This is a genomic window from Pseudomonadota bacterium, from assembly GCA_039193195.1.
Classification (GTDB): Bacteria; Pseudomonadota; Gammaproteobacteria; order Steroidobacterales; family JBCBZW01; genus JBCBZW01.
Genome location: JBCCWS010000004.1, coordinates 17,273 through 37,993 on the forward strand (window position 1 = coordinate 17,273; position 20,721 = coordinate 37,993).

Below are 20,721 nucleotides of genomic sequence, written 5' to 3' on the forward strand. Positions count from 1 at the left end.
CGGGGGATCTGAAGGGCCCTTAGGTGTCGGACTCCGGGGGCGTTCGCTGACCCTCTCGGTAGCGTTTCTCGACGGCGTCGAGCATACGGTCGATCGTATGCTTGGCGCGCGCCGTGACGCCCCCGCGCTGATACTGCTCCTGCAGGCGACTCTCGAGCGCCCCGATGAGATCGTCGATGGACTCAGCGTCGACGTTTTTCTGATCTTCGTTGCTCCAGCGCGAATCGCTATACCAGGTTCGCGGCTGTTCCGGCAGACGAGGCGGCTGCGAGTTCTCTCGGTGCTGATCGGGAGCTTCTTGCGTGCCCACCGGTGAGGGTGGCCGTCGATAGTAACGCCGATGCTCGGCCTCACGAGCCCGTTCGGACGGCGCCTGAGACTGCGCCTCGCCCACGCGACGGGCGGCGCTGAACAGATCGATCCAACGCTCCGTTCGCCGGCCGAGGTGCAGCAGGTCGTAGAACCACTCGTGGCGACCGAGAGCTAGGCCGGCAATGGCGGCGATCAGGGACAGGGGACTTAGCAGCACGTCGCGCAATCCATCCACCACCAACTTCACCTGAAAAGCCGCGGCATCTCGCAGTAGGCCCCAGCGACCGGGTAGTGCGAGGTACTCCGGGTCGTCCTCGTCTGCTAGCTCAGCATCGGGGCGCTCTTTGGCCGCAAGCGGAGTCGGTAGCACGGCGCCTTCCGCCGCGGATTCGCCCGCCGCGTGACTATGCGCGCTATCCTCCGGAGCACGGTCCTCGCCGCGACCGGCTGTCGCATCATCCGCCGGCCTTTCTGCCATGACCTTCCGCTAGGGCGATCCACGTCTCGACGACCGTGTCGGGGTTTAGGGACATGCTTTCGATTCCCTGATCGAGCAGCCACTGGGCGAGATCCGGGTGATCCGAGGGCCCCTGGCCACAGATCCCCACATACTTTCCGGCCTTGCGACAGGCGTCGATGGCGCGCGTGAGCAGCATCTTCACTGCCTCGTCACGCTCGTCGAACAGTTCGGCGATGATGCCGGAATCGCGATCGAGGCCAAGCGTCAGCTGGGTCAGGTCGTTGGAGCCGATCGAGAAACCGTCGAAGAACTCGAGGAACTGCTCGGCGAGCAGGGCATTCGAGGGCAATTCACACATCATCATGATCTTTAGGTCGTGCCTGCCGCTTTCCAGGTCGTTGGCCGCTAGGAGGTCACGTACCTGTTTTGCCTCGCCGACCGTGCGTACGAAGGGCACCATGGCCCACACGTTGTTCAGGCCAATCTCCTCGCGCACCATCCGCAGGGCTCGGCATTCGAGCTCGAAGCAAGGGCGAAACTCCTCGGCGATGTAGCGCGACGCGCCACGAAACCCGAGCATTGGGTTCTCTTCGTTCGGCTCGTAGCGGTCACCGCCGATTAGGTTGGCGTACTCGTTAGACTTGAAATCGGAGAGGCGTACGATCACGGGTTCCGGGGCGAAGGCCGCGCCGATCGTGGCGATGCCCTCGGCCAGGCGCCGCACGTAAAAGTCCACGGGGTCGTCGAAGCCCGCCATCTGCAAACGGATCTCGTCGTGAACGAATGGGTCCACGGCGTCCAACTCCAGCAAGGCCTTCGGGTGCACCCCGATCATCCGGTTGATGATGAACTCCAGGCGCGCCAGGCCCACCCCGCGGTGAGGCAGCATGGCGAAGTCGAAGGCGCGGTCGGGGTTGCCTACATTCATCATTAGCTTGACGGGTACGTCGGGCATCTTATCCAGGGCGAGCTCGCTGCGCTCGAACTCCAGGCGCCCGCCGTAGACGAAGCCCTCGTCGCCCTCCGCACAAGACACGGTTACCGGCGCGCCCGGCTCGATGCGGCGCGTGCCGTCGCCGGTGCCAACCACAGCGGGGATGCCTAGCTCGCGGGCGATGATCGCGGCGTGACATGTGCGCCCGCCTCGGTTGGTGACGATGGCTGAGGCGAGCTTCATCACCGGTTCCCAATCGGGGTCGGTCATGTCCGTGACGAGCACGTCACCTTCGCGCACCAGGCTCATCTGCTCGATACCGCCGATTACCTTAGCGGGGCCGCTGCCGATCAGATTGCCGATGCTTCGCCCGGAGGTGAGCACCTCGCCGCGCTCTTTGAGCTTGCAGCGTACGATGCGCCCACCCGACTGACTCTGTACCGTCTCCGGGCGCGCCTGCAGTATGTACAGCTGGCCGTCGCTCCCGTCCAAGCCCCATTCGATGTCCATAGGGCGTTGGTAGTGCTTCTCGATGATCATGGCCTGACGGGCCAAGGACTGTACCTGCTCGTCCGTGAGGGAGAATCGGCGTCGCTCGGCGCTTGGCACATCGACCGTGCGTACGCGGTCGGCGCCTCCGTCCGAGTAGATCATCTTGATCGCCTTGCCGCCGAGGTTACGGCGCAGGATTGGGAACTTACCCGCTTCCAGAGCGGGCTTGTAAACGTAGTACTCGTCTGGATTGACCGCTCCCTGGACCACGGTCTCGCCAAGGCCGTAGGCGGAGGTGATGAATACCACGTCCGGGAAGCCGGATTCGGTGTCGATCGTGAACATCACGCCGCTAGCCCCTAGATCAGAGCGCACCATTCGCTGCACGCCGACGGACAGGGCGACCTCGTGGTGAACGAATCCCTTGTGTACGCGATAGGAGATGGCGCGATCGTTGAACAAGGAGGCGAACACCGTACGCACCATATCTAGCACGTCCTGCACGCCGCGCACGTTCAGGAAAGTCTCCTGCTGGCCGGCGAAGGATGCGTCCGGCAGGTCTTCGGCCGTCGCCGAGGAGCGCACGGCTACGTCGATCTCACGGCCCTCTTGCTCGCACATATCGCGGTAGCTCTTACCTATAGCCTCGCGTAGGCCAGAGGGCAGCGGGGTGCTGCCGATCCACTCGCGGATCTGCTTGCCCGTGGATGCCAAGGCTTCCACGTCGTTGGTGTCTAGATGGTCCAAAATCTCGCGGATCCGCGCATCGAGGCCATCCTGGCGTAGGAACTCACGGAAAGCATCTGCGGTGGTGGCGAAACCATCGGGCACGCTGACGCCGAGGCTGGATAAGCCCCTGATCATCTCGCCGAGGGATGCATTTTTGCCGCCTACCTGGGGCAGGTCATCAAGTCCTAGCTCCTGAAAGGGGATCACGTACTGGGTCACGGCCTTGGTTTTCTCCGCTCAGCGACGCAAAATCGGTCGGACATTTTAGCTCAGGAACGTGCACCGGTGGCGGCAGCGGCGAAAAAGCGCACGGTCTTCTTCGTGTCGGATCAGACGGGAATCACCGCTGAGACCATGGGGCGGAGCCTGCTGACCCAGTTCGAGGACATCGAGTTTCGGATGATCACGATGCCCTTCGTCTCCGATGACGAAGCGGCCCGCGAAGCGATCCGCCGGATCAACTTGACCGCTGAACTCGAGGGGGAGCGGCCCCTCGTCTGCGCGACCTTCGTCGACGATCGCATCCGCCACGTTCTGCAGACTGCTGAAGCCTACTTCTTGGACTTTTTTGACGCCTTCATCGGTCCCCTGGAGGAGGAACTCGGGGTCGCGTCCACGCATACCACAGGCCGCGCCCACGGCCAGGCCGATGACGCCGTCTATCGGGCACGGATCGATGCGATCAACTTCTCCCTCGCCTACGACGATGGCCTGCAGCCGAAGAGCTACGAGGACGCAGACGTGATTCTGGTGGGCGTGTCTCGCTCCGGCAAGACACCGACCTCCCTCTACCTCGCTTTGCACTACGGCGTCTTCGCTGCCAATTTCCCCCTCACGGAGGAGCACTTCGATCGCGATGGGCGAGGGTTGCCGGCACCGATTCGTCCCTATCAGCGCAAGCTCTACGGCCTGACGATAGAGCCGCAGGTCCTGGTGCAGATTCGCGAGGATCGCAAGCCGAACAGTCGCTACGCCTCGCCGCAGCAGATACGCTTCGAGGTGCGCGAGGCCGAAGCCTTGTTCAAACGCCACGCGGTGCCCTACACCAATACCACCCATTCCTCCGTCGAAGAGGTGGCGGCGCGTATGGTCAGTCGCATGCGCCTGCCCGTACGCGCCCGACGCGACTAGATCACCGCGCTCGGTCGATCCAGGCCCGTGTGGCGGGCAAGTTCAGCCAGCTCTGCGGCCGCCGTGGTGGTCTCGCCGAGCATCGTGTGACGGTCCCGGTTGAGGTCTCGCTGCTCGGTGACGTGACGGTCCGCGTACAGGCGAAGCGTCGCACCTCCGGTGCCAGTGCCGGAGAGTCGAAACACTGCGCGAGCTCCGTTTGTGAAGTGGACGATCAGCCCCTGGTTGGTGGCGACCTCTCCGGACACCGGATCCGTATAGTCAAAGCGAAGCGCGTTGGCCACCGTGAGGGCGCCTGCTCTGCTGCCCGCGAGGGCGCCTAGCCGCTCTTCGAGAGAGCACATCACTTGCGCTGCGCGCTCACGTTCGCCCACGTGGTAGTCGTGGCGGGCAAAGAAGTCGCGGCCAAAGCGGGCCCAGTGCTCACGCACGAGCTGATCGATAGAGCGCCCGGTCACCGCGATCACGTTCAACCAAAACAGCACGGCCCACAGACCGTCCTTCTCGCGCACGTGGCTCGAGCCCGTGCCGAAGCTCTCTTCGCCGCACAGGGTGATGCGCTGACTTTGCAGTAAGGAGGCAAAGAATCGCCACCCCGTAGGGGTTTCGTAGCACGGTATCTTCAGGGCGTGCGCGACGCGATCGACCGCGCGCGCTGTGGGCATGGAGCGGGCTACTCCCGCCAGCCCACCCTGATAGCCAGGTGCCGTCGTGGCGTGTGCTGCGAGCATCGCCAAGCTATCGCCCGGGGACACCACTAAGCGGCGACCGAGGATCATGTTTCGATCACCATCGCCGTCGGAGGCGGCTGCAAAGTCGACCGCCCGGTCGCCGCTCATGAAATCGACCAGAGCCGCAGCGTCCACGGGATTCGGGTCTGCGTGACCGCCTCCGAAGTCCTCCTTGGGCGACGCGTTGATCACGGTTCCTGGCGGCGCACCTAACGTGCCCTCCAGCAAGCGCTTGGCGTAGGGACCGGTAATCGCATGCATCGCATCAAAGCGCATACGGAATCCGCGTCCGATCAATTCCCGTAGGCGATCAAGATCAAACAGTCTTTCCAGCATCGCGCAGTAGTCCGCCAGCGGCTCCACGATGTCGATCCGCATGCCGTGGAAGTCGTGCTGGGCCAGTTGTTCCAGGCTGACGTCGGGAGCCTCGACGAGGCGATACTCTCGCAGGGTTTTCGTGTGCCGCCATATCTCGTCTGCCAAGCTCGCACTCGCCTGCCCGCCACCACGCACGTTGATCTTGATCCCGAAGTCGCCACTCGGGCCACCCGGGTTGTGGCTCGCGGTTAGGATCAATCCGCCATCCGCGTCGCACGTGGCGATCAGATTCGCTGCGGCCGGGGTGGACAACCAGCCCCAGCGGCCGATAATCAGCCGTGCGATGCCGTGCGCAGCGCTCAGGCGGATGATCGATTGAATAGCGCGGTCGTTGAAGTAGCGACCATCTCCACCGATGACCAGAGTGCTGCCCTTCGCAAAGCACGCATTCAGCGTGGCCTGGACGAAGTTCTCCAGATAATGGGTCTGCTTGAACACCGCTACGCGCCTGCGCAAGCCCGCCGTACCTGGGCGTTGATCGTCGAAGGGGACGGTGGAGACGGTGATCGGATCCATAAACTAGTGCTCTTGCGGTACGGTAGCGGGCCAAGCCGTGGGGCTGCGCAGGCAACGCGCGCTGAGAATACCGTGTAACGCACAAACCCCTACACGAAGTCGCGGTTCCAGGCAAGGGTTGGGCCCGCGCAATCTCCGCGGAAGCGCGCTCGGTGACATGGGTCTCGTCATGGTTTACTCACGCTGGCGGTAGCGCCAGATCCCTATGCTATAGTCCAGCGAAAGTGACCCACCGGAGACAGCGATTCGTGGTCGCCGACAGCGCCATACTCACGCCAACGCTCGCGCCGCCGAAGAGTTTTGCGGCGCTCATGTCGTTGTACGAGAGTAACTTCCTGCGTCTATCCTGGATCATCGAACCGCTGGGTGGGCTCGGAGTTGTCGGGCGCGACTACCGCTCCGATGTGGAGGGCGATTGCACTCTCTACCTGAGAGTGACCGAGGTCAGCTCCTACACCACCACCCTGCACCTCACCTACCGCTTCGTGGAGCACGATGAGCAAGTCGCTGACCCCGACTTGAGCGTGCGTGTTTACCGTGATGCGCGTCTCGCCGAGGCGATGGCGTGCGGTGGCCGAAGGTTCCACCCCGCACTGAGTCACTTCGATACTCACACGGGCGCGGAGTTGCGCCGTCGGTGGACTCGGAACATCATGCTCAACAAGTGGTTGGAGTACTGCGCGGATCGTGGCCATCGCTTCGCGGTTGGAGCGGGGCACCTGCGCTAACGCGGTAGCCACCATTGTGTGACCCGTGTGCCCACGCGGGGACGTGCCAGCCATTACTATTCGCGGTTTGCCCTAACGGGCTAGGTGACGTTCCAACGGCCTGTCGCAGTGATGCCGGATTTGCTTTCAAAACTCGTGCGCAAACGTGCTGGCCCCACCGGGGCCGAAGCTGGCCCCGTCGCTTTGGATGAGGTTACGGGCCTCGATCCCGTCCCCACGAACGGGGACGCGGACGACCGTCTGGTAGCGCTTTTCAAGAACCGGGCCGAACTGAAGAAAGCCTTTTCCGAATTGCGCTCGGAGTGTGACCACCTTCGCGAGCGCCTGGCTGCCATCGAGGCGGACCCAGCGCAGAGCAACCAACGACTGGCTGCCTTGGAGCAGCGCCTGAGCGAACGCGAGACGGCATACCCGGCGCTGGTGTACTTCCAGCTTCGTGGCCTGTGGCGTTTCTGCCATAACCAGCTGATAGAATTCTCCGAGCAGCTTCAGGAGCAACACTTAGGTCGCGAACGCGATGATCGAGCGCAGGGCTTTCGCGCTCAACAGCAGCAAAGCTTAGCAGTCTTCGACGAGCGTCTAGCGCGCATCGGCGAAGAGTACGCCCGAGAACGGCAGACGATTCTTGATCAGCAGGCACGGCTAAAGGCCTTGAAGGGATTCTGGAATCACTTCAAGCGTCGCGGCGTCCGCGATGAGCTCTCCCACCAGGAAGCGGTGGTCACGGAGATCCGCGGTCGCGTCGATCAGCTTCGCCAGGAGCGAAAGGCGCAGCTAGATCAACAGCCGCCTGATTTCTCAGGTCTGAGCGTGGAGGCGAGGCGCAAGATCAACCTCGCGGTGCTGGCCTTTGCCCAGTATCTTTTCGTCGAGTTCTCGGAAAACTCCTTGGCCGCGTTCAGTCGCAAGGCGATGTCGGCGTCGGTCACGGAGGTGGCCTACGGTTCCCAGCGCGACTGTGAAGCACTAATGGAGATCATCGAACGATCCATGCAGCAGATGGCCAACAAGCGCGGTTACGCGGATGAGCTAAAGCTGCGTGCGCGGCACCTGAAGCTGAAGGCTCAGTTTCAGGGCGATCAGGCGACCGTGCCAACGGTCGAGTCCATGGCGACCTTTCCGCTGGAGTTTCACCAAGGTCAGGCCGGCGTTCAGGTCGACGTTAATATTCTCGCTGACGACTACTGGTCGGCCAGCGAGGCCCTCATCACCTAGTATAAGAATTCGCTAGCCCGGCGTTCTCGGCCGCATCGTGCTAGGCGGTGCGGGCCGTCCTGAATGCGGTGCGGATCACCATGCGCCACCAGTTATCCAGCTGATCGAACCACACGTATACGCGTGGCACGATGAGCAGGGAGGTGACGGTGGAGAACACCAGCCCACCGATGATGGCTCTCGCCATTGGGTAGTAGGGCGGGCCGTTTCCGCCGACCTGCGTGTCGCCCACAGCTAGCGGGAGCAGCCCTAGCACGGTGGTGGCCACGGTCATCAGGATGGGCCGTAGGCGATCGCGTCCCGCATCGAGTATCGCCTGTCGTCGCGGTACGCCCTCGAGTCGTAAGTTGTTTATGTGATCAACGAGTACGATGCCGTTGTTCACCACGACGCCGATCAGGATCAGGATCCCGATCGTCGCCATGAACGAGAACGAGGTGCCCGTCAGCATGAAGAACCAGAACACGCCGATGATTGAGAACACGATCGAGGTGATGATTGACATCGGCAGGAGCGTGGACTCGAACAGGGCGGCCATCACCAGAAATATCGATGCAATTCCGAGCAAGGTGTTGACGAGCATGATCTGTCCGGTCTCGTCATTTCGCGAGAATCCACGGCCAAATTTCCACTTGTAGCCAGGCGGCAGATCGAACTGTGCCATGAGGGACTCAACGCGTGGTTTGACCTCATCGAGGGTAAGGTCACGCAGGTCGGCGCTAATCACGGCTGCGGTCGCCCGGTCCACGCGCTTGATCCGGCGGGCACCCCTCACCACCTGCAGGTCGGCGACAGCCGCTAGGGAAATCTGCTCTCCGTCGGCGGCAAATAGGGGCAAGCGGCGCAGGCTCTCGAGATCGGATTTGTCGGTGTCGCGGAACGCTAGGCGCATGTCGACATCGCCATCGGTGCCGCGGAACTCGCGCAGGTTTTCCCCGCGCATGGCGGTGGCGACTGAGGAGGCGACGGTCTGCGCCGAGAGGCCAAACTTCATCGCTCGCTCGCGGTCGACGACGATCCGTACCTCTTCATCGCCGTCACGGACGTCGGAACGTATGTTGGTGAGCCCGTCGATGCTAGCCAGCGCGCGCACCAGCTCGTCGGTCAACGGCGCTAGCACGTCCATCGAGTCGCCGCTGAGTTGTAGGCTGAACCCCTCGCTGCCGCCTTGGCGATTTTGCTCGAAGCTTGGGGCGGCGATCGCCAGGGTCGGCAGCCCGTCCTCGATGCGTTTTCTGATCTCAGCGGCCGATAGCACAGCCTCTTCCCTAGGCGACAGCAAGATTGATGATTGCGCTTGGACCGTATCGAAGTAGCTGTAGACGTCGCGGATCTCAAACTCCTCGCGATGCGCGTCTAGGAACGCCTCCACGTCGTTGACCAGGGCTTCCGTACGCTCGACGGGGTACACGCCGTCGACGTGGTAATGGAGCATCAGCCGTCGTTGCCCGTCTTCCGGCCACATATCGAAGGTGACCACTTTGGCCGGAATCGCTACGCTCACCACGATCACTACGATCGCAAAGAGGGAGAGCCAGGGTCGGCGCAGGCAGGCGTCGAGCAGTCGCACATAGAGGTCGGTGAGCCGGCGCATGACACTCGATCGCTGACTCTGTGGCGGAGGTGCCACGCGGGCAGCGAGCATCGGCACTAGCGTTTGCGCAATGATCAGCGAGGCGACAAGCGAGGCGACGATGGTTATCGCCATGTGGGAAAGGAAGATCGTGATCTCCGCTTTGATCCCGAACAAGATCGGGAGAAACACGATGACTGACGTGGCCGTGCCGGCGAGGACGGCGATGCCCACGTTCCTTACCCCCTTGATAGTGGCCTGCGTAGGCGGTTCATCAGGGTGTTCCTGACGGTACTTGAAGACACTCTCCGTGACCACCACGGCGTTGTCGACCAGCATGCCCACCGCCAGCATTAGGCCCATCATGGTGAGGATGTTCAGGGTGAGCCCGGAGAAGTACATCACACCCAAGGTGATCAGCAGCGAGAAGGGCACCGACAGGGTGACGATCAGTGTCGTAGAGAGCTGGCGCAGGAATAGGTAGAGTACGGCGATGGCGAGGAGGGCGCCGATCAGCCCGGAGCGTAGCACGTCGGCGAGCGAGGTCTTGACCCCATCCGCCTGATTTTCCAACTCGAACAGGGATACGCCGCGCATCATGGGCTTTTCGCCGATGCGCTCGACTTCCTCAACCACCCGCTCGGCGACGTCGACCATGTTGGCTTCGGTCTCCTTGAACACGGCTAAGCCGATCGCGTAGGTGCCGTTCAAGTGGCGTCCGTAGTCGCGCTCCGGGGCGGTGACTCTGACGTTGGCGATATCGCCCAGGCGCACGCTGCCGTTGACCGCGATGTTGCGCACGTCGTCCAGGGAGCGGAACTCTCCTTGGGGGCGCAGACTCAGGCGTCGCCCGCCGTCGGTGATTCGACCAGCGTTGACGGCAAAGTTGCTCTTGCGCAAAAGCTCGACGAGGGCGCCCAGGTCGACCCCGTAGGCGGCTACGCGATCGGAATCCAATAGGATGCGAATCTCGCGCGGCTCAACCCCTTGGAGCTCCACCCGCGACACCCCTGGTAGGCGCTCGATCGGACGCTTAAGCTCGCGTTCGAGCATCGTGTAGGCATCTGAAAGATCGCGCTCAGAGGAGATACGTAGCTGTAGAATCGGTTGATCGCCGAGCGACCCGGTAAAGACCAAGATGCGCTGGATATCGGCGGGCAGTTCGTCACGAATCGCATCGATCTTGCTGCGCGCCTCGATGCCCCCGGCGGAGGCGTCGGTGTCCCAGTCGAACTCAAGGAAGATCTCGGCCTGATCTTGCGTCGTGGTCGACTCGATGCGTTTGACACCGCTCAGCGTAGCCAGCACCTCCTCCACGGGTCGGGTGATGCGCTCTTCGATTTCCTCAGGCGTAGAGCCCGCGTAGGGAATCTGCACGAACAACCCAGGGAACTGGATGTCCGGTAGATACTCCAGGGACAGCTGGCGCGCGGAGATGAATCCGACCAGACCCAAGGCGATGAAGATCATCACGGTGCCGACGGGGCGGCTGAGGGCCAGACGCGTGTGCTTCATCGGCTGATCTCCTTGATGCTCGTCGGGCCTAGCTGACAGCCAGGGCGTTGTTATTGCTGCTTGCGGGGGCGGCGTAGCGCTTGCGGTCTAGGAGCGAATACACCACGGGTATTACGACCAAGGTCAGCACCGTGGCCACGAGCAGGCCGCCGATCACGGTGATGGCCATCGGTGCTCGGATCTCGGCTCCTTCACCGATGCCGAGGGCCATTGGCAGCAGACCAAGGGCGGTGGTCGCCGTGGTCATGAGGATTGGCCGCAGGCGCGCCTGGCCCGCCTCCATGATCGCCTGCTCTCGTGGCATGCCCTTCATCCGCGATTGGTTGATGTAGTCCACGAGTACTATCGCATTGTTGACGACGATGCCGACGAGCATTATCACGCCGATGAGCGCGACGACGTTGATGCTCGTGTTGGTGACCGTGAGTCCGAGCACGGCACCGACCAGGGCTAGCGGCACGGTGAGCAGAATGACGAACGGATGGATGAGCGACTCGAACTGTGAGGCCATCACGAGGTATACGAGGAACACCGCCATTAACAGGGCGAAGCGCATGGATTGGAAGGACGCCTCCATCTCCTCGTTCTGGCCACCGATCTGAGCGGTGACGCCGCCCGGCATGGGTACGTTGGCGAGCAATGAGTCGAGCTTATCGACCGCTTCGCCGAGATCCCCGTGAGCCAGGTTCGCGCGAACCAAGGCGACGCGCTCCTGATCGGCGCGGCGGATCTCCGCGGGTCCGGCGGCAATGCGCACATCGGCCACGGCCTCGAGGGTGACGGGACGTTCGGATAGGGGATTGACGATCAGCTCGCGCACCTCCTGGATCGAGGCCTGCTCCGTATCTAGGGAGCGCACCAGCACGTCGATCTTGCGGTCGCGCAGGGTGTAGCGCGTGGCAAGCTCGCCGCGGACCTTGGCCACGACCTCGTCCGCGATATCCCTCACCGCGAGGCCTAGGCGCGCGGCCCGTTCGTGGTCGAAGAGAATCTGGATCTCGGGCTGGCCAGACTGCATGGTGGTGCGCACATCGGCGAAGCGATCCGAGCCGCGTAGGGTTTCGGCAACGCGTTCGCTGGTCGCCTGCAGCTTATCGAGCTCATAGCCGCGCAGCACAACTTCCAGGGGTGTGCTGAAGGAGAACAGGGCAGGCCGGCTAAACTCGTACTCGACGCCCGGCTGCTGCTCGAGATGCTCGCGCAACACCTGCATCGCCTGGGCTTCCGCGGCGCGCTTGGCCCCCGCCTCGAGCTTGATGCTGAGCTGGGCCGTGTTCTCGCCGGCGTCCACGGGGTTGGCGTCCAGGCGATTGCCAGTGCCGGCGACGGAGAACGCACGGTCGTAGCCCTGGATATCCTGGGCCGCCATCTGCACTTCTCGGGCCACCTTATCCGTGCTCGCGAGGGGCGCGCCAGGGGCCAGGCGCAGGTCGACGTTGAACTCCCCTTGGCTGAGCTGGGGAATCAGCTCCGTGCCCAGGCGAGGTACTAGGGTCATCGTACCGGCGAAGATTGCCACCGCAATCGACGTCACCACTAGGCGATGGCGTAGGGCGCCTGCGAGCACCGGCCGGTAGGCGCCGGCAACCAACTCGTAGGCGCGTCGGAACAGCCAGGTGAAGGGGCGCAGCAGGAGGCTGAAGACGACCCAAGTCACGGCGCCGACGGCGCGGGCAAGCCAGCGCACGACGAACGAGAAGCCGCGGGTGAAGCGCCCCGGCGGTTCCGCGCCGCTCGCTTCTTGGAAGCGTTCGCCGCCGCCGACGGAGGCGAGCATCGGAATCAGCGTGACCGCGACCAGCAGTGAGAAGGCGAGGGCGAAGGTCACCGTCAATGCTTGATCGCGGAACAGCTGACCGGCGATCCCAGAGACGAACACCATTGGGAAGAACACCGCGATCGAGGTCAAGGTGGCAGCGGTGATCGCAGTACCAACCTCGTCCGTGCCATGCTGGGCTGCGCTCACGACATCCTCGCCGAACTCTCGGCGGCGGAAGATGCTCTCTAACACCACGATGGAATTGTCGACCAGCAACCCGACCGCGAGGGCGATACCGCCCAGCGACATGATGTTGAGCGTGAGATCGAAGCTGTACATGGCGATGAAGGTACCGATCACCGAAACCGGGATCGTGAGCCCGATGATCAGCGTCGAGCGGAGGTCGCGAAGGAAAAGGAACAGCACCAGCACGGCGAGTAGGCCGCCGACCAGGGCGGCGTTACGCACCTGGCTGATGGCTGCGTTGATGAACCGCGATTGATCGTAGAGGCTTCTAAGCTCTAGGCTCTCGGGCAGCGCTTCACGGACGGTCTCCAGACGCGTCTGCAACCGCGAGGCGACCTGCACCGTATTGCCATCGCCTTCTTTGTAGATCGCAAGCTCGACGGACTCGCGGCCGTCGACTCGGGTGACGGCCTCTCGCTCCTTGTAGCCGCGAATGACAGTTGCGACATCATCCAGGAATACGGTGCGCCCCTCTGGCGTGGCGATGATCGTGCGGGCGATGTCCTCAATGCTAGTGAATTCGTTGAGCGTGCGCACCAAGAAGCGTTGTGAGCCCTGCTCGAGGCGACCGCCAGAGAGATTGACGTTCTCCGCCCGGATCCGCTGTGCGATCGTATCGATGGAGTAGCCGAGGGCCGCTACCTTGTCCTCGTCGACCAGGATCTGGATCTCGTCCTCCAGACCGCCGCTCACCTTCACCGCGGCCGTACCCTCGATTCCCTCCAGGTCGGTCTTGAGATTGTCCTCGGCGAAACGCCGCAGCCACTTCAGACGCGCCTCACCGGACTCGACCTGGCTCTCGTCCGAGGCCGTGTCCATTAGGGCCAGGCGCATAATGGGTTCCGAGGAGGGGTCGAAGCGAAGTAGTAATGGGCGCTTTGCTTCCAGCGGGAGCTGTAGCGTGTCGAGCTTCTCACGCACGTCAACTGCGGCCAGATCCATGTTGGTACCCCAGAGGAACTCCAAGATCACATCGGACTGACCGGAGCGGGAGACGGATCGAACTTGGCGAACATTCTTGATCACACCCACCGATTCCTCGATCGGTTTGCTGAGCAGGTTTTCGATCTCCTGGGGTGCTGCGCCGGTGAGCTCCGTGCGCACGGTGAGCGTAGGGTAGGCGATGTCCGGCAGCAGGTTGACGTTGAGCCGCCCTAGGGACACCAGGCCGAAGAGGATCACTGCCGTCGTGAACATGATGACCGTGACGCGCCGCTTGGTAGCGAGTTCGGCGAGAGTCATGCGCGGATCCTCCCGTGGACTAGGCGCTCGGAATAGTGGCAGGCCGCGCCCTGGTGGACGAGGCTAGGGGTGGCGTTGAGCGGGGTGAGCGGGCCGCCGGCAGTCAGGCGGCCCGTCACCTAGAACCCTTACTAGGGTTGGAAGAGATCCCCGGCGAACGCTTCGGTGATCGGTTCTACGCGGCGGTTGACCACGTTGATTTGACCGCCGTCGCGCAGGCTGGACTGGCCGACGACGACGACTTCTTCGCCATCGCTCAGGCCGTCGAGAATTTCTACGCGCCCCCCGTTGTCGAGGCCGGTGACGACCGTGCGCCGCTCCGCCGTGTTCTCCTCGCCCACAACGAAGACGGCCTGGTCGCCGACGCCGTCGACGAGCGCATCACGCGGGACTTGGAGGGCATCGGGGTGCACGTCGTAGACCACGTTGATCCGTGCAAACATTCCAGGGCTCAGGCGCCCCCCAGCATCGGTGGTCTCTACCGTGACCTTGAAAGTCGCCGTCGTGGGATCGATCACCGGCGAGATGCGGGCGATGCGCCCGGCGAAGCTAGCGTCACCGAGGGCGTCCACCTTGACCTGCGCCTGCTGACCCGCGGCGAGCTTGCGGTACTCGCGTTCCGGCACGAAAAGCTCTGTGATAAGAGGCTCGAGATCGGTCACGCGGAAGGTGGGGGTGTTGGCGGTGATGGTATTGCCCACCTTGACCATGCGCTCGCTGACCACGCCGTCTATCGGAGCGCGGATCTGCGTGTATCCAAGGCGCAGGGCAGAGAGTTCAGCATCGGCCCGATTGGCCCGCACGTCGAAGTGGATCGTGTCGTAAGCCTCTTTCGTCACTAGACCCTTGCTGTGTAGGGCCTTGTTACGTCCGTACTCCGCCTCGAGCTTCTCCAGGGACGCCCGCGCCCGGGCCAGTTCGAGGCGAAGCTGGTCGCCGTCGAGGCGGGCGAGGACGTCGCCGGCCTTCACCACATCGCCTTCCTCTACAAGGATCTCAGTGATTTGGCCTTCGACCTTGGCTACCACCTCGGCGTCGCGCTCGGCCTCTAGGGAGCCAGTAGCCGAGTAGACGGCGAGAATGTCACCGCGCTGCACGGCGGCCACTTCGACGGGAATGGTAGCCTCCCCCTCGTCGGCATCGGCAAGCTCCGCGTCCTCGCCGGCACTGCAGCCGGTCAGCACGGCGGTCAAGGAGAAGCCGAGCAGGAGCGCCAGGGGAAGCAAGCGCAGGGTTCGATCGTTGGGTAGTGCTTGGGGCAGTCGTTGCAGCTTGGGGTCAGTCATGGGGGGTGCCTCGCCGTGCAGGTCAGTCCGCAGCTACTAGAGTTAGCCGTGTTACCGGTTTGCCGTAGTGGTCAATTAGTGTTGTAGATGAGTATAACACCAAACTACGTATGCGCAAGTCCCCAGCACGGCCGCGAGCATCCTCCTGCCTTCGACGTCCGACTGCCGCGATTGGTTGCGCACATCCCAACAAGACGTAGGCGCTCGATCCCCGTTTGGTGACAGGGCTCGCGCCGGTGCCACAAAAAAGGGGGAGGGCACCCTCTGGGCACCACTCCCCCTCGCCTCGAGTGATCCAGGCGCATCGCATAAGACGCCGGGACTCGGGCCTTGACCGGGCTAGTTCATCACCGCCTCGGCCTTGCTCGGACCAGGCGTGCTCGCCGCGGTGCGCTGTGGCAGCAGCCCGGAGAGGCTCGAGTAGTCGGTGATGATCTCGGCCGCCTCATGCAGCATCACGTCTACCGGCTCCACGTCCTCCAGGGCCTCCACGTCTTTTAGCGCCTCCATGCCGAGTGCTTCGCGGCGCTCGTTCTCGAGTGCCAGGCGACGTTGCTGACGGTCATCGCGCTCGGCCTTGCGAGTATCGTAGTTCAGGGATACGGACGTGCGGGAGCTGAACTCCTCCAGATCCTCGATCTCGGTCTGCCACAGGCGGAAGTCCGGGTCGTCGGCAACGCGTTTGCCGTGGTAGCGCTCGAGGCTGACGATCTGCGTGTCGAGCGGCGTGCCCTGGCGGAAGCGCGTGGCGTCGATCTGGTCCCAGTTCAACGCGGTCTCGCGAGTCGACTCGCCGACCAGATCTTCGTCCACCGGGGAGGGCAGCTGAATGTCCGGGGCCACACCGCGCAGCTGGGTGCTGCCGCCGGTCACGCGGTAGTACTTGCCAATCGTGAGGGTGAGCTGGCCCATGTCACCGGTGGCCCGCTTGGTGCTCCACCGGTTTAGGTCGTAGAGGTTTTGCACCGAGCCCTTGCCGAAGGTGTTTTGGCCGATCACAACCCCGCGCTCGTAGTCTTGAATGGCGGCGGCGAAGATCTCCGAGGCGGAGGCGCTGTAGCGATCGACTAGCACCGCCAGGGGACCGTCGTAGGCGACCCCAGGTTCGATGTCGCTGAGTTGACGAACGCGGCCGTTGGTCTCGCGGAACTGCACCACCGGGCCGTCTATGAACAGACCCGTCATGGCGCGTGCCTCCCACAGATGGCCGCCGCCATTGTTGCGAAGGTCAACGATTAGCGCATCCATCCCTTCTTCCTTCAGCTCGCCGATCAGGCGGCGCACATCGCGGGTGGTGCTCGTGTAGTCCTTGCGCCCGGCCTGACGGGCGGCGTAATCCTGGTAGAAGCTCGGGACCTTGATAACGCCAACCTTGTAAGCGTTGTTGCCGCGTTCGATATCGAGAGTTTCGCGCTTCGCCGCTTGCGCTTCCAGGCGTACTTCATCGCGCACCAGCGCCACGATCCTCTCAGCCGAGCCGGGCGCGGCTCCTGCTGGAAGGATCTGCAGACGGACGGTGGTGCCGCCTGGCCCGCGAATTAGTTCGACCACATCGTCGAGGCGCCAGCCGATCACGTCCACCAGCGAGCCCTCGTCGCCCTGGCCGACGGCGGTGATGCGGTCCTTCTGCTCGACGGAGCCGTCGATCGCGGCGGGACCGCCGGGGATGATGTTCATTACCGTCACGTAGTCTTCCCGCAGCTGCAGGGACGCACCGATGCCCTCGTAGGAAAGGCTCATTTGGATCCGGTACTCCTCCGTGTTGCGCGGGGAGAAGTAGTTCGAGTGCGGATCGAGCGTGTCCGCGTATGCGTTCATGAAGCTCTCGAATACCTCGTCCTCCGTGAGCTGGCTGGTCCGGCGCAGAACGCGCTCGTAGCGCTTGCGTAAGGTGGATGCGACGCCGTCTTCCCCGTCCCACTCCTTGCCGGTCAGCATTAGGCTAAGCGCATCGTTCTTTACGCGCTGGCGCCAGATCTCGTCTAGCTCCGCCGTCGTGCCGGCCCAGGGCTGATCTTCGCGGTCGAAGTAGTACGCTTCGTCAATCGTGAAGTTGGGCTCGGCGCTGAGCAGCGAGATGGCATGCACGATGCGCTCGTGCACCCGTTGGCGGTAGCGGTTGAACACGTCGAAGGCGGGAGCCACGTTCCCCGCGCGGACGGAATCGTCGAGGGTGGTGCGATAGCGTTCGAAGCGCTGGATGTCCTGCGCCAAAAAATAGAACTTGTTGCCGTCGAGCGCATCGATATAACCGTCAAGAATTTGACTGGAGAGCGCATTGTCGATTTCCGTGCCGGCGTAGTGAAACTGATCCATCAAGTCGGTCACTACCTGCACAATCTTCTTGTGCTGCTGTGCTGGTTGCAGAGCTTCCAGTGGCTGGTCCAGCACATTATCCTTCGCCGCCGGCATCGCCTCCTCATCGGCTTTTGCTTCACCGGCCCACCCGGGCGCGGCAGCGACCAACAAGAGCAGGGTGAACAGGGCGAGCGCCTTGTGTAGCGCTGGGGCGGGCAATGCAATACTTCTCATCTGTTCATTCACCTGGGGGATTAGCGTGGTGTTGAGGCCAAGACCGCCCGAGTTCGGGCGCTGTGGAGTTGTTGCGTTGCGAGTCGCAGTTGATGGCGAACGCGGCACCTTGAAACCAACACTAGACCCGGCTCCGCGCACGATCAAGGGCGCCGATTGCGCCTTTGCGCGCTTACGGAAAGCGTCGTCGTGCATCCGCTGACGTTTTTGACAGGGATCGTGTTCGGCTCATCTGGACTCATCCTGCTCGTGTTGCTGCTGGTCATGTTGATCAAGGGCGTACTACTCTTTTCTGGCGACTTGGACCCCGCGCGAGCGGAGCTAGAGGGGCAGCTCATGTGGCTCGCGGTCTTCACCGGTCTGACCGTAGTGAGTACGGCGAGTTTCGTCTCCCTTCTGCGTCGTCTGCCGTGGCGCTGGGCGGCACAGGCAGTCCTTTGGAGTAGCCTGGCATTACTTATCGCCAACCTCGGCACCTTGCGCGGTGCCTAAAGTGAGCCAATAGCGCTCAAGGATTCGCAGGACATCGAGGTCCATCCATGATTCGATCCACGTCGCTGTTGGCCCGCGGGATTGGGCTTGGCCCTCTTATCGCGGTGCTCGCCTGGCCGGCACACGCACAGACACTGATCCACAACATAAACGGATACACCTGCGAGGCGAACGGTCGCTTGGCTCGCTTCGTGGCTATCCAGGTCGATGCCCAGGGCCGGGTGGCCGAACGCTGGTCCAGCGCGGCTGAGGTGGTCGGGGCACGCGCCGCGGCGCCAGTCGGCATGTCGATCGTGGACGGGGCAGGACAGACGCTGCTACCCGGCTTGATCGACGCGCACGGCCACGTGCGAGCCCTCGGCGAGGCGCGCGGCCGGGTCAACCTGGTGGGAACGCGATCACTGGATGAGGCCCTCGAACGCGTGGCGGCCTACGCCGAAGCTCACCCACAGGCACCTTGGGTAGTGGGTCGTGGGTGGAATCAGGAGCAGTGGCCAGGCGGCAAGTTTCCCACGGCTAGCGATCTCGACCGTGTGGTCAAGGATCGCCCGGTGTACCTCGGCCGTATCGATGGTCACGCCGCCTGGGTGAACTCGAAGGCCTTGGCGGTGGCGGAAATCACGGGCGCTGACGATGCGCCTGTGGGCGGCCGAGTGGAAGTGGACGAGCGAGGCAACCCCACCGGAGTTCTGATCGACGCTGCCGGCAATCTGGTTGAGCTCCTCGTACCGACGCCGTCTCGAGCCGATGACAAGGCCGCGATCGTGAGGGCGCTGACCGAGCTCGCGAGCCTAGGCATTACGGGCGTGCACGATGCCGGTATCACGCCTCAGGATCTTCTCATCTACCGTGAGCTCGCGTTGGCCGGTGAGCTGCCGATCCGCGTCTACGCCATGTTGGCGGAATCGGCGCGCGACGCGCTTGAGGCGCCGTTGGTGGGGGAGGGCAACGACTACCTCACCGTGAGCAGCGTCAAAGTGTATGCGGATGGTGCGCTAGGCAGTCGCGGGGCCGCGCTACTGGCCTCTTACGCGGACGAGGCCGGGAACCAAGGCCTAGCGTTCAAGGCCGACTCGGCCCTGGCGGCCCTGGTCAGGGAGACTTCTGCGCGTGGCTTCCAAGTCAACGTGCATGCCATCGGCGATGCCGCCAACCGCATGGTGCTCGATGCGTTCGCACAGGTGCCGCCGCATGAGCGCACGGTGCGACGGCACCGTGTTGAGCATGCCCAGATCATCCACCCAGATGACATTGCTCGCTTTGCGGACCTCAACGTGATTGCGAGCATGCAGCCAACGCACGCCACTAGTGACATGTTCATGGCGGTGAAGCGCCTGGACCCGCAGCGTCTGGTCGGTGCTTACGCATGGCGACGCCTGATCGAGGGTGGCGCCAAGATCGCAGCGGGATCGGACTTCCCCGTAGAGCCGGCTAACCCGTTCTTCGGCCTGCATGCGGCGGTGACCAGGCGCAGCCGCGACGGTCGGCCCGCCGCCGGGTGGATCGTGGAGGAGGCGATGACCCGCACCGAAGCCCTGTGTGCATTCACCAGCGAGGGGGCGTTTGCCGCGCACGCCGAGGACCGCCAGGGACGCCTCGATCGCGGCTATTGGGCGGACTTTATCCTGATCGACGCTGACCCCTTAGAAATTCCGTCTCAGGAAATCTGGAAGATCGGGGTCGGAGCGACGTGGGTTTCGGGAAAGCCAATTTATGAAGCGAGTGGTACCCGCTGAGGCGCGCGATGCAGCTGCCGGCGCGGGACCGCGACCGGCAGCTCACCGCTCAGGAGTGCATGCGCAAGGAGGGTTCGACGCCTTGTCGGATCGTCCGGTGGAGTAACAACCCCATGCCCTCGCGGGAGCGATGCGCGACCACAGCCTTTCGATGGTAGAGCTTGGTGACGCTGCCGAGGTTGACCACGAATACCAGGTCGACGGCGGTGTCGAGGGGCAAGGCGTAGCCGCTAGAGCGGACGAACACGCCACGGGCACTTAAGTTGCCGATCGGGAGTTTGCGCCGGGTCTGACCATTGGTGCAGACGTAGACGAAACCGCTGCCCTTGTACCGTTTATTGAGACGACGTTCCATAACTAGTGCTGCCGTACTTCGTTGCTGATCCTGTCGAGGGGCAATGCAACGGCCGTGCCTCGCCCCCGTAAACTTTTGATTCTGCGTCGCGCAACGATCTGCCTTCCGGCTGCCGACTCAACGTCCCTGTAAAGATCACCGACGACGTCGACTAACGTAATCTTCTAACCACAAACCGGTATACGTCATAAGCGGTGGGTCTGCAACGCTTTGCGAACCGAGTGGCCTAATCATCGCGCCGTACGGTGCGATGTCATCCTGTTCCCGAAAGGCTACGTACCGCTATTGCATCAGCGCTTATGCGCATCCGTCGACCGTCACCGTAACCTGAGCCCCATGGTATCCTTGCGCCGCAGTTT

General features: G+C 63.1%; 13 protein-coding genes. 5 read left to right on the plus strand and 8 right to left on the minus strand.

Annotation, left to right across the window (positions count from 1 at the left end; all coding sequences use genetic code 11):
* Window positions 1–19 precede the first annotated feature (19 nt).
* Complete coding sequence (locus AAGA68_05605; GenBank protein ID MEM9384516.1) at window positions 20–790, minus strand: hypothetical protein; 771 nt, start codon at window positions 788–790, stop codon at window positions 20–22.
* A complete protein-coding gene (ppsA, locus tag AAGA68_05610) occupies window positions 768–3,146 on the minus strand; it encodes a phosphoenolpyruvate synthase (protein MEM9384517.1) in 2,379 nt (792 codons plus the stop codon). Before ppsA ends, AAGA68_05605 begins: the two co-directional genes overlap by 23 nt.
* A gap of 66 nt (window positions 3,147–3,212) precedes the next feature.
* Here ppsA and AAGA68_05615 point away from each other — a divergent pair, with 66 nt between their 5' ends.
* Window positions 3,213–4,058 (plus strand): pyruvate, water dikinase regulatory protein, encoded by an 846-nt coding sequence (locus AAGA68_05615; GenBank protein MEM9384518.1) that lies wholly within the window; start codon window positions 3,213–3,215, stop codon window positions 4,056–4,058.
* On the opposite strand, the gene AAGA68_05620 is transcribed toward AAGA68_05615, so the two are convergent.
* Window positions 4,055–5,683, minus strand: coding sequence for an alpha-D-glucose phosphate-specific phosphoglucomutase (locus tag AAGA68_05620; protein ID MEM9384519.1), 1,629 nt, complete (start codon window positions 5,681–5,683; stop codon window positions 4,055–4,057). The two genes, AAGA68_05615 and AAGA68_05620, sit on opposite strands and share 4 nt — an antisense overlap.
* Before the next feature lie 248 nt (window positions 5,684–5,931).
* Here AAGA68_05620 and AAGA68_05625 point away from each other — a divergent pair, with 248 nt between their 5' ends.
* Window positions 5,932–6,411, plus strand: a complete 480-nt coding sequence (locus AAGA68_05625; protein ID MEM9384520.1) for a DUF1249 domain-containing protein — start codon at window positions 5,932–5,934, stop codon at window positions 6,409–6,411.
* A 120-nt stretch (window positions 6,412–6,531) separates the two neighbouring features.
* The gene (locus AAGA68_05630; GenBank protein MEM9384521.1) at window positions 6,532–7,626 is read left to right on the plus strand and encodes a hypothetical protein; all 1,095 of its coding nucleotides are present in this window, start codon (window positions 6,532–6,534) and stop codon (window positions 7,624–7,626) included.
* A 40-nt stretch (window positions 7,627–7,666) separates the two neighbouring features.
* On the opposite strand, the gene AAGA68_05635 is transcribed toward AAGA68_05630, so the two are convergent.
* The 4 genes from AAGA68_05635 to AAGA68_05650 form a co-directional block, all read right to left on the minus strand.
* Window positions 7,667–10,714: an efflux RND transporter permease subunit gene (locus tag AAGA68_05635; GenBank protein MEM9384522.1), complete on the minus strand. Its 3,048-nt coding sequence runs from the start codon at window positions 10,712–10,714 to the stop codon at window positions 7,667–7,669.
* A gap of 28 nt (window positions 10,715–10,742) precedes the next feature.
* Entirely contained in the window at window positions 10,743–13,961 is a 3,219-nt protein-coding gene (locus tag AAGA68_05640) for an efflux RND transporter permease subunit (GenBank protein MEM9384523.1), read from the minus strand.
* A gap of 131 nt (window positions 13,962–14,092) precedes the next feature.
* Window positions 14,093–15,247 carry an efflux RND transporter periplasmic adaptor subunit gene (locus AAGA68_05645; protein MEM9384524.1) on the minus strand — a complete coding sequence of 385 codons (1,155 nt, stop codon included), beginning with the start codon at window positions 15,245–15,247 and terminating at the stop codon, window positions 14,093–14,095.
* A 339-nt stretch (window positions 15,248–15,586) separates the two neighbouring features.
* The gene (locus AAGA68_05650) at window positions 15,587–17,779 is read right to left on the minus strand and encodes a carboxy terminal-processing peptidase (GenBank protein MEM9384525.1); all 2,193 of its coding nucleotides are present in this window, start codon (window positions 17,777–17,779) and stop codon (window positions 15,587–15,589) included.
* 189 nt (window positions 17,780–17,968) lie between these two features.
* Here AAGA68_05650 and AAGA68_05655 point away from each other — a divergent pair, with 189 nt between their 5' ends.
* Both AAGA68_05655 and AAGA68_05660 read left to right on the plus strand, forming a co-directional pair.
* The gene (locus AAGA68_05655) at window positions 17,969–18,271 is read left to right on the plus strand and encodes a hypothetical protein (protein MEM9384526.1); all 303 of its coding nucleotides are present in this window, start codon (window positions 17,969–17,971) and stop codon (window positions 18,269–18,271) included.
* 47 nt (window positions 18,272–18,318) lie between these two features.
* A complete protein-coding gene (locus AAGA68_05660; protein MEM9384527.1) occupies window positions 18,319–20,007 on the plus strand; it encodes an amidohydrolase family protein in 1,689 nt (562 codons plus the stop codon).
* A gap of 49 nt (window positions 20,008–20,056) precedes the next feature.
* Here AAGA68_05660 and AAGA68_05665 read toward each other — a convergent pair whose 3' ends face one another.
* Window positions 20,057–20,362: a hypothetical protein gene (locus tag AAGA68_05665; protein MEM9384528.1), complete on the minus strand. Its 306-nt coding sequence runs from the start codon at window positions 20,360–20,362 to the stop codon at window positions 20,057–20,059.
* Window positions 20,363–20,721: the final 359 nt, after the last annotated feature.

Excerpts from the sequence above, each read along its gene's own strand:
- AAGA68_05605 (MEM9384516.1), bottom strand. The coding sequence starts at position 790 with ATGGCAGAAAGGCCGGCGGATGATGCGACAGCCGGTCGCGGCGAGGAC.
- AAGA68_05660 (MEM9384527.1), top strand. The coding sequence starts at position 18,319 with ATGATTCGATCCACGTCGCTGTTGGCCCGCGGGATTGGGCTTGGCCCT.
- AAGA68_05650 (MEM9384525.1), bottom strand. The coding sequence starts at position 17,779 with ATGAGAAGTATTGCATTGCCCGCCCCAGCGCTACACAAGGCGCTCGCC.
- AAGA68_05645 (MEM9384524.1), bottom strand. The coding sequence starts at position 15,247 with ATGACTGACCCCAAGCTGCAACGACTGCCCCAAGCACTACCCAACGAT.
- AAGA68_05620 (MEM9384519.1), bottom strand. The coding sequence starts at position 5,683 with ATGGATCCGATCACCGTCTCCACCGTCCCCTTCGACGATCAACGCCCA.
- AAGA68_05665 (MEM9384528.1), bottom strand. The coding sequence starts at position 20,362 with ATGGAACGTCGTCTCAATAAACGGTACAAGGGCAGCGGTTTCGTCTAC.
- AAGA68_05635 (MEM9384522.1), bottom strand. The coding sequence starts at position 10,714 with ATGAAGCACACGCGTCTGGCCCTCAGCCGCCCCGTCGGCACCGTGATG.
- AAGA68_05640 (MEM9384523.1), bottom strand. The coding sequence starts at position 13,961 with ATGACTCTCGCCGAACTCGCTACCAAGCGGCGCGTCACGGTCATCATG.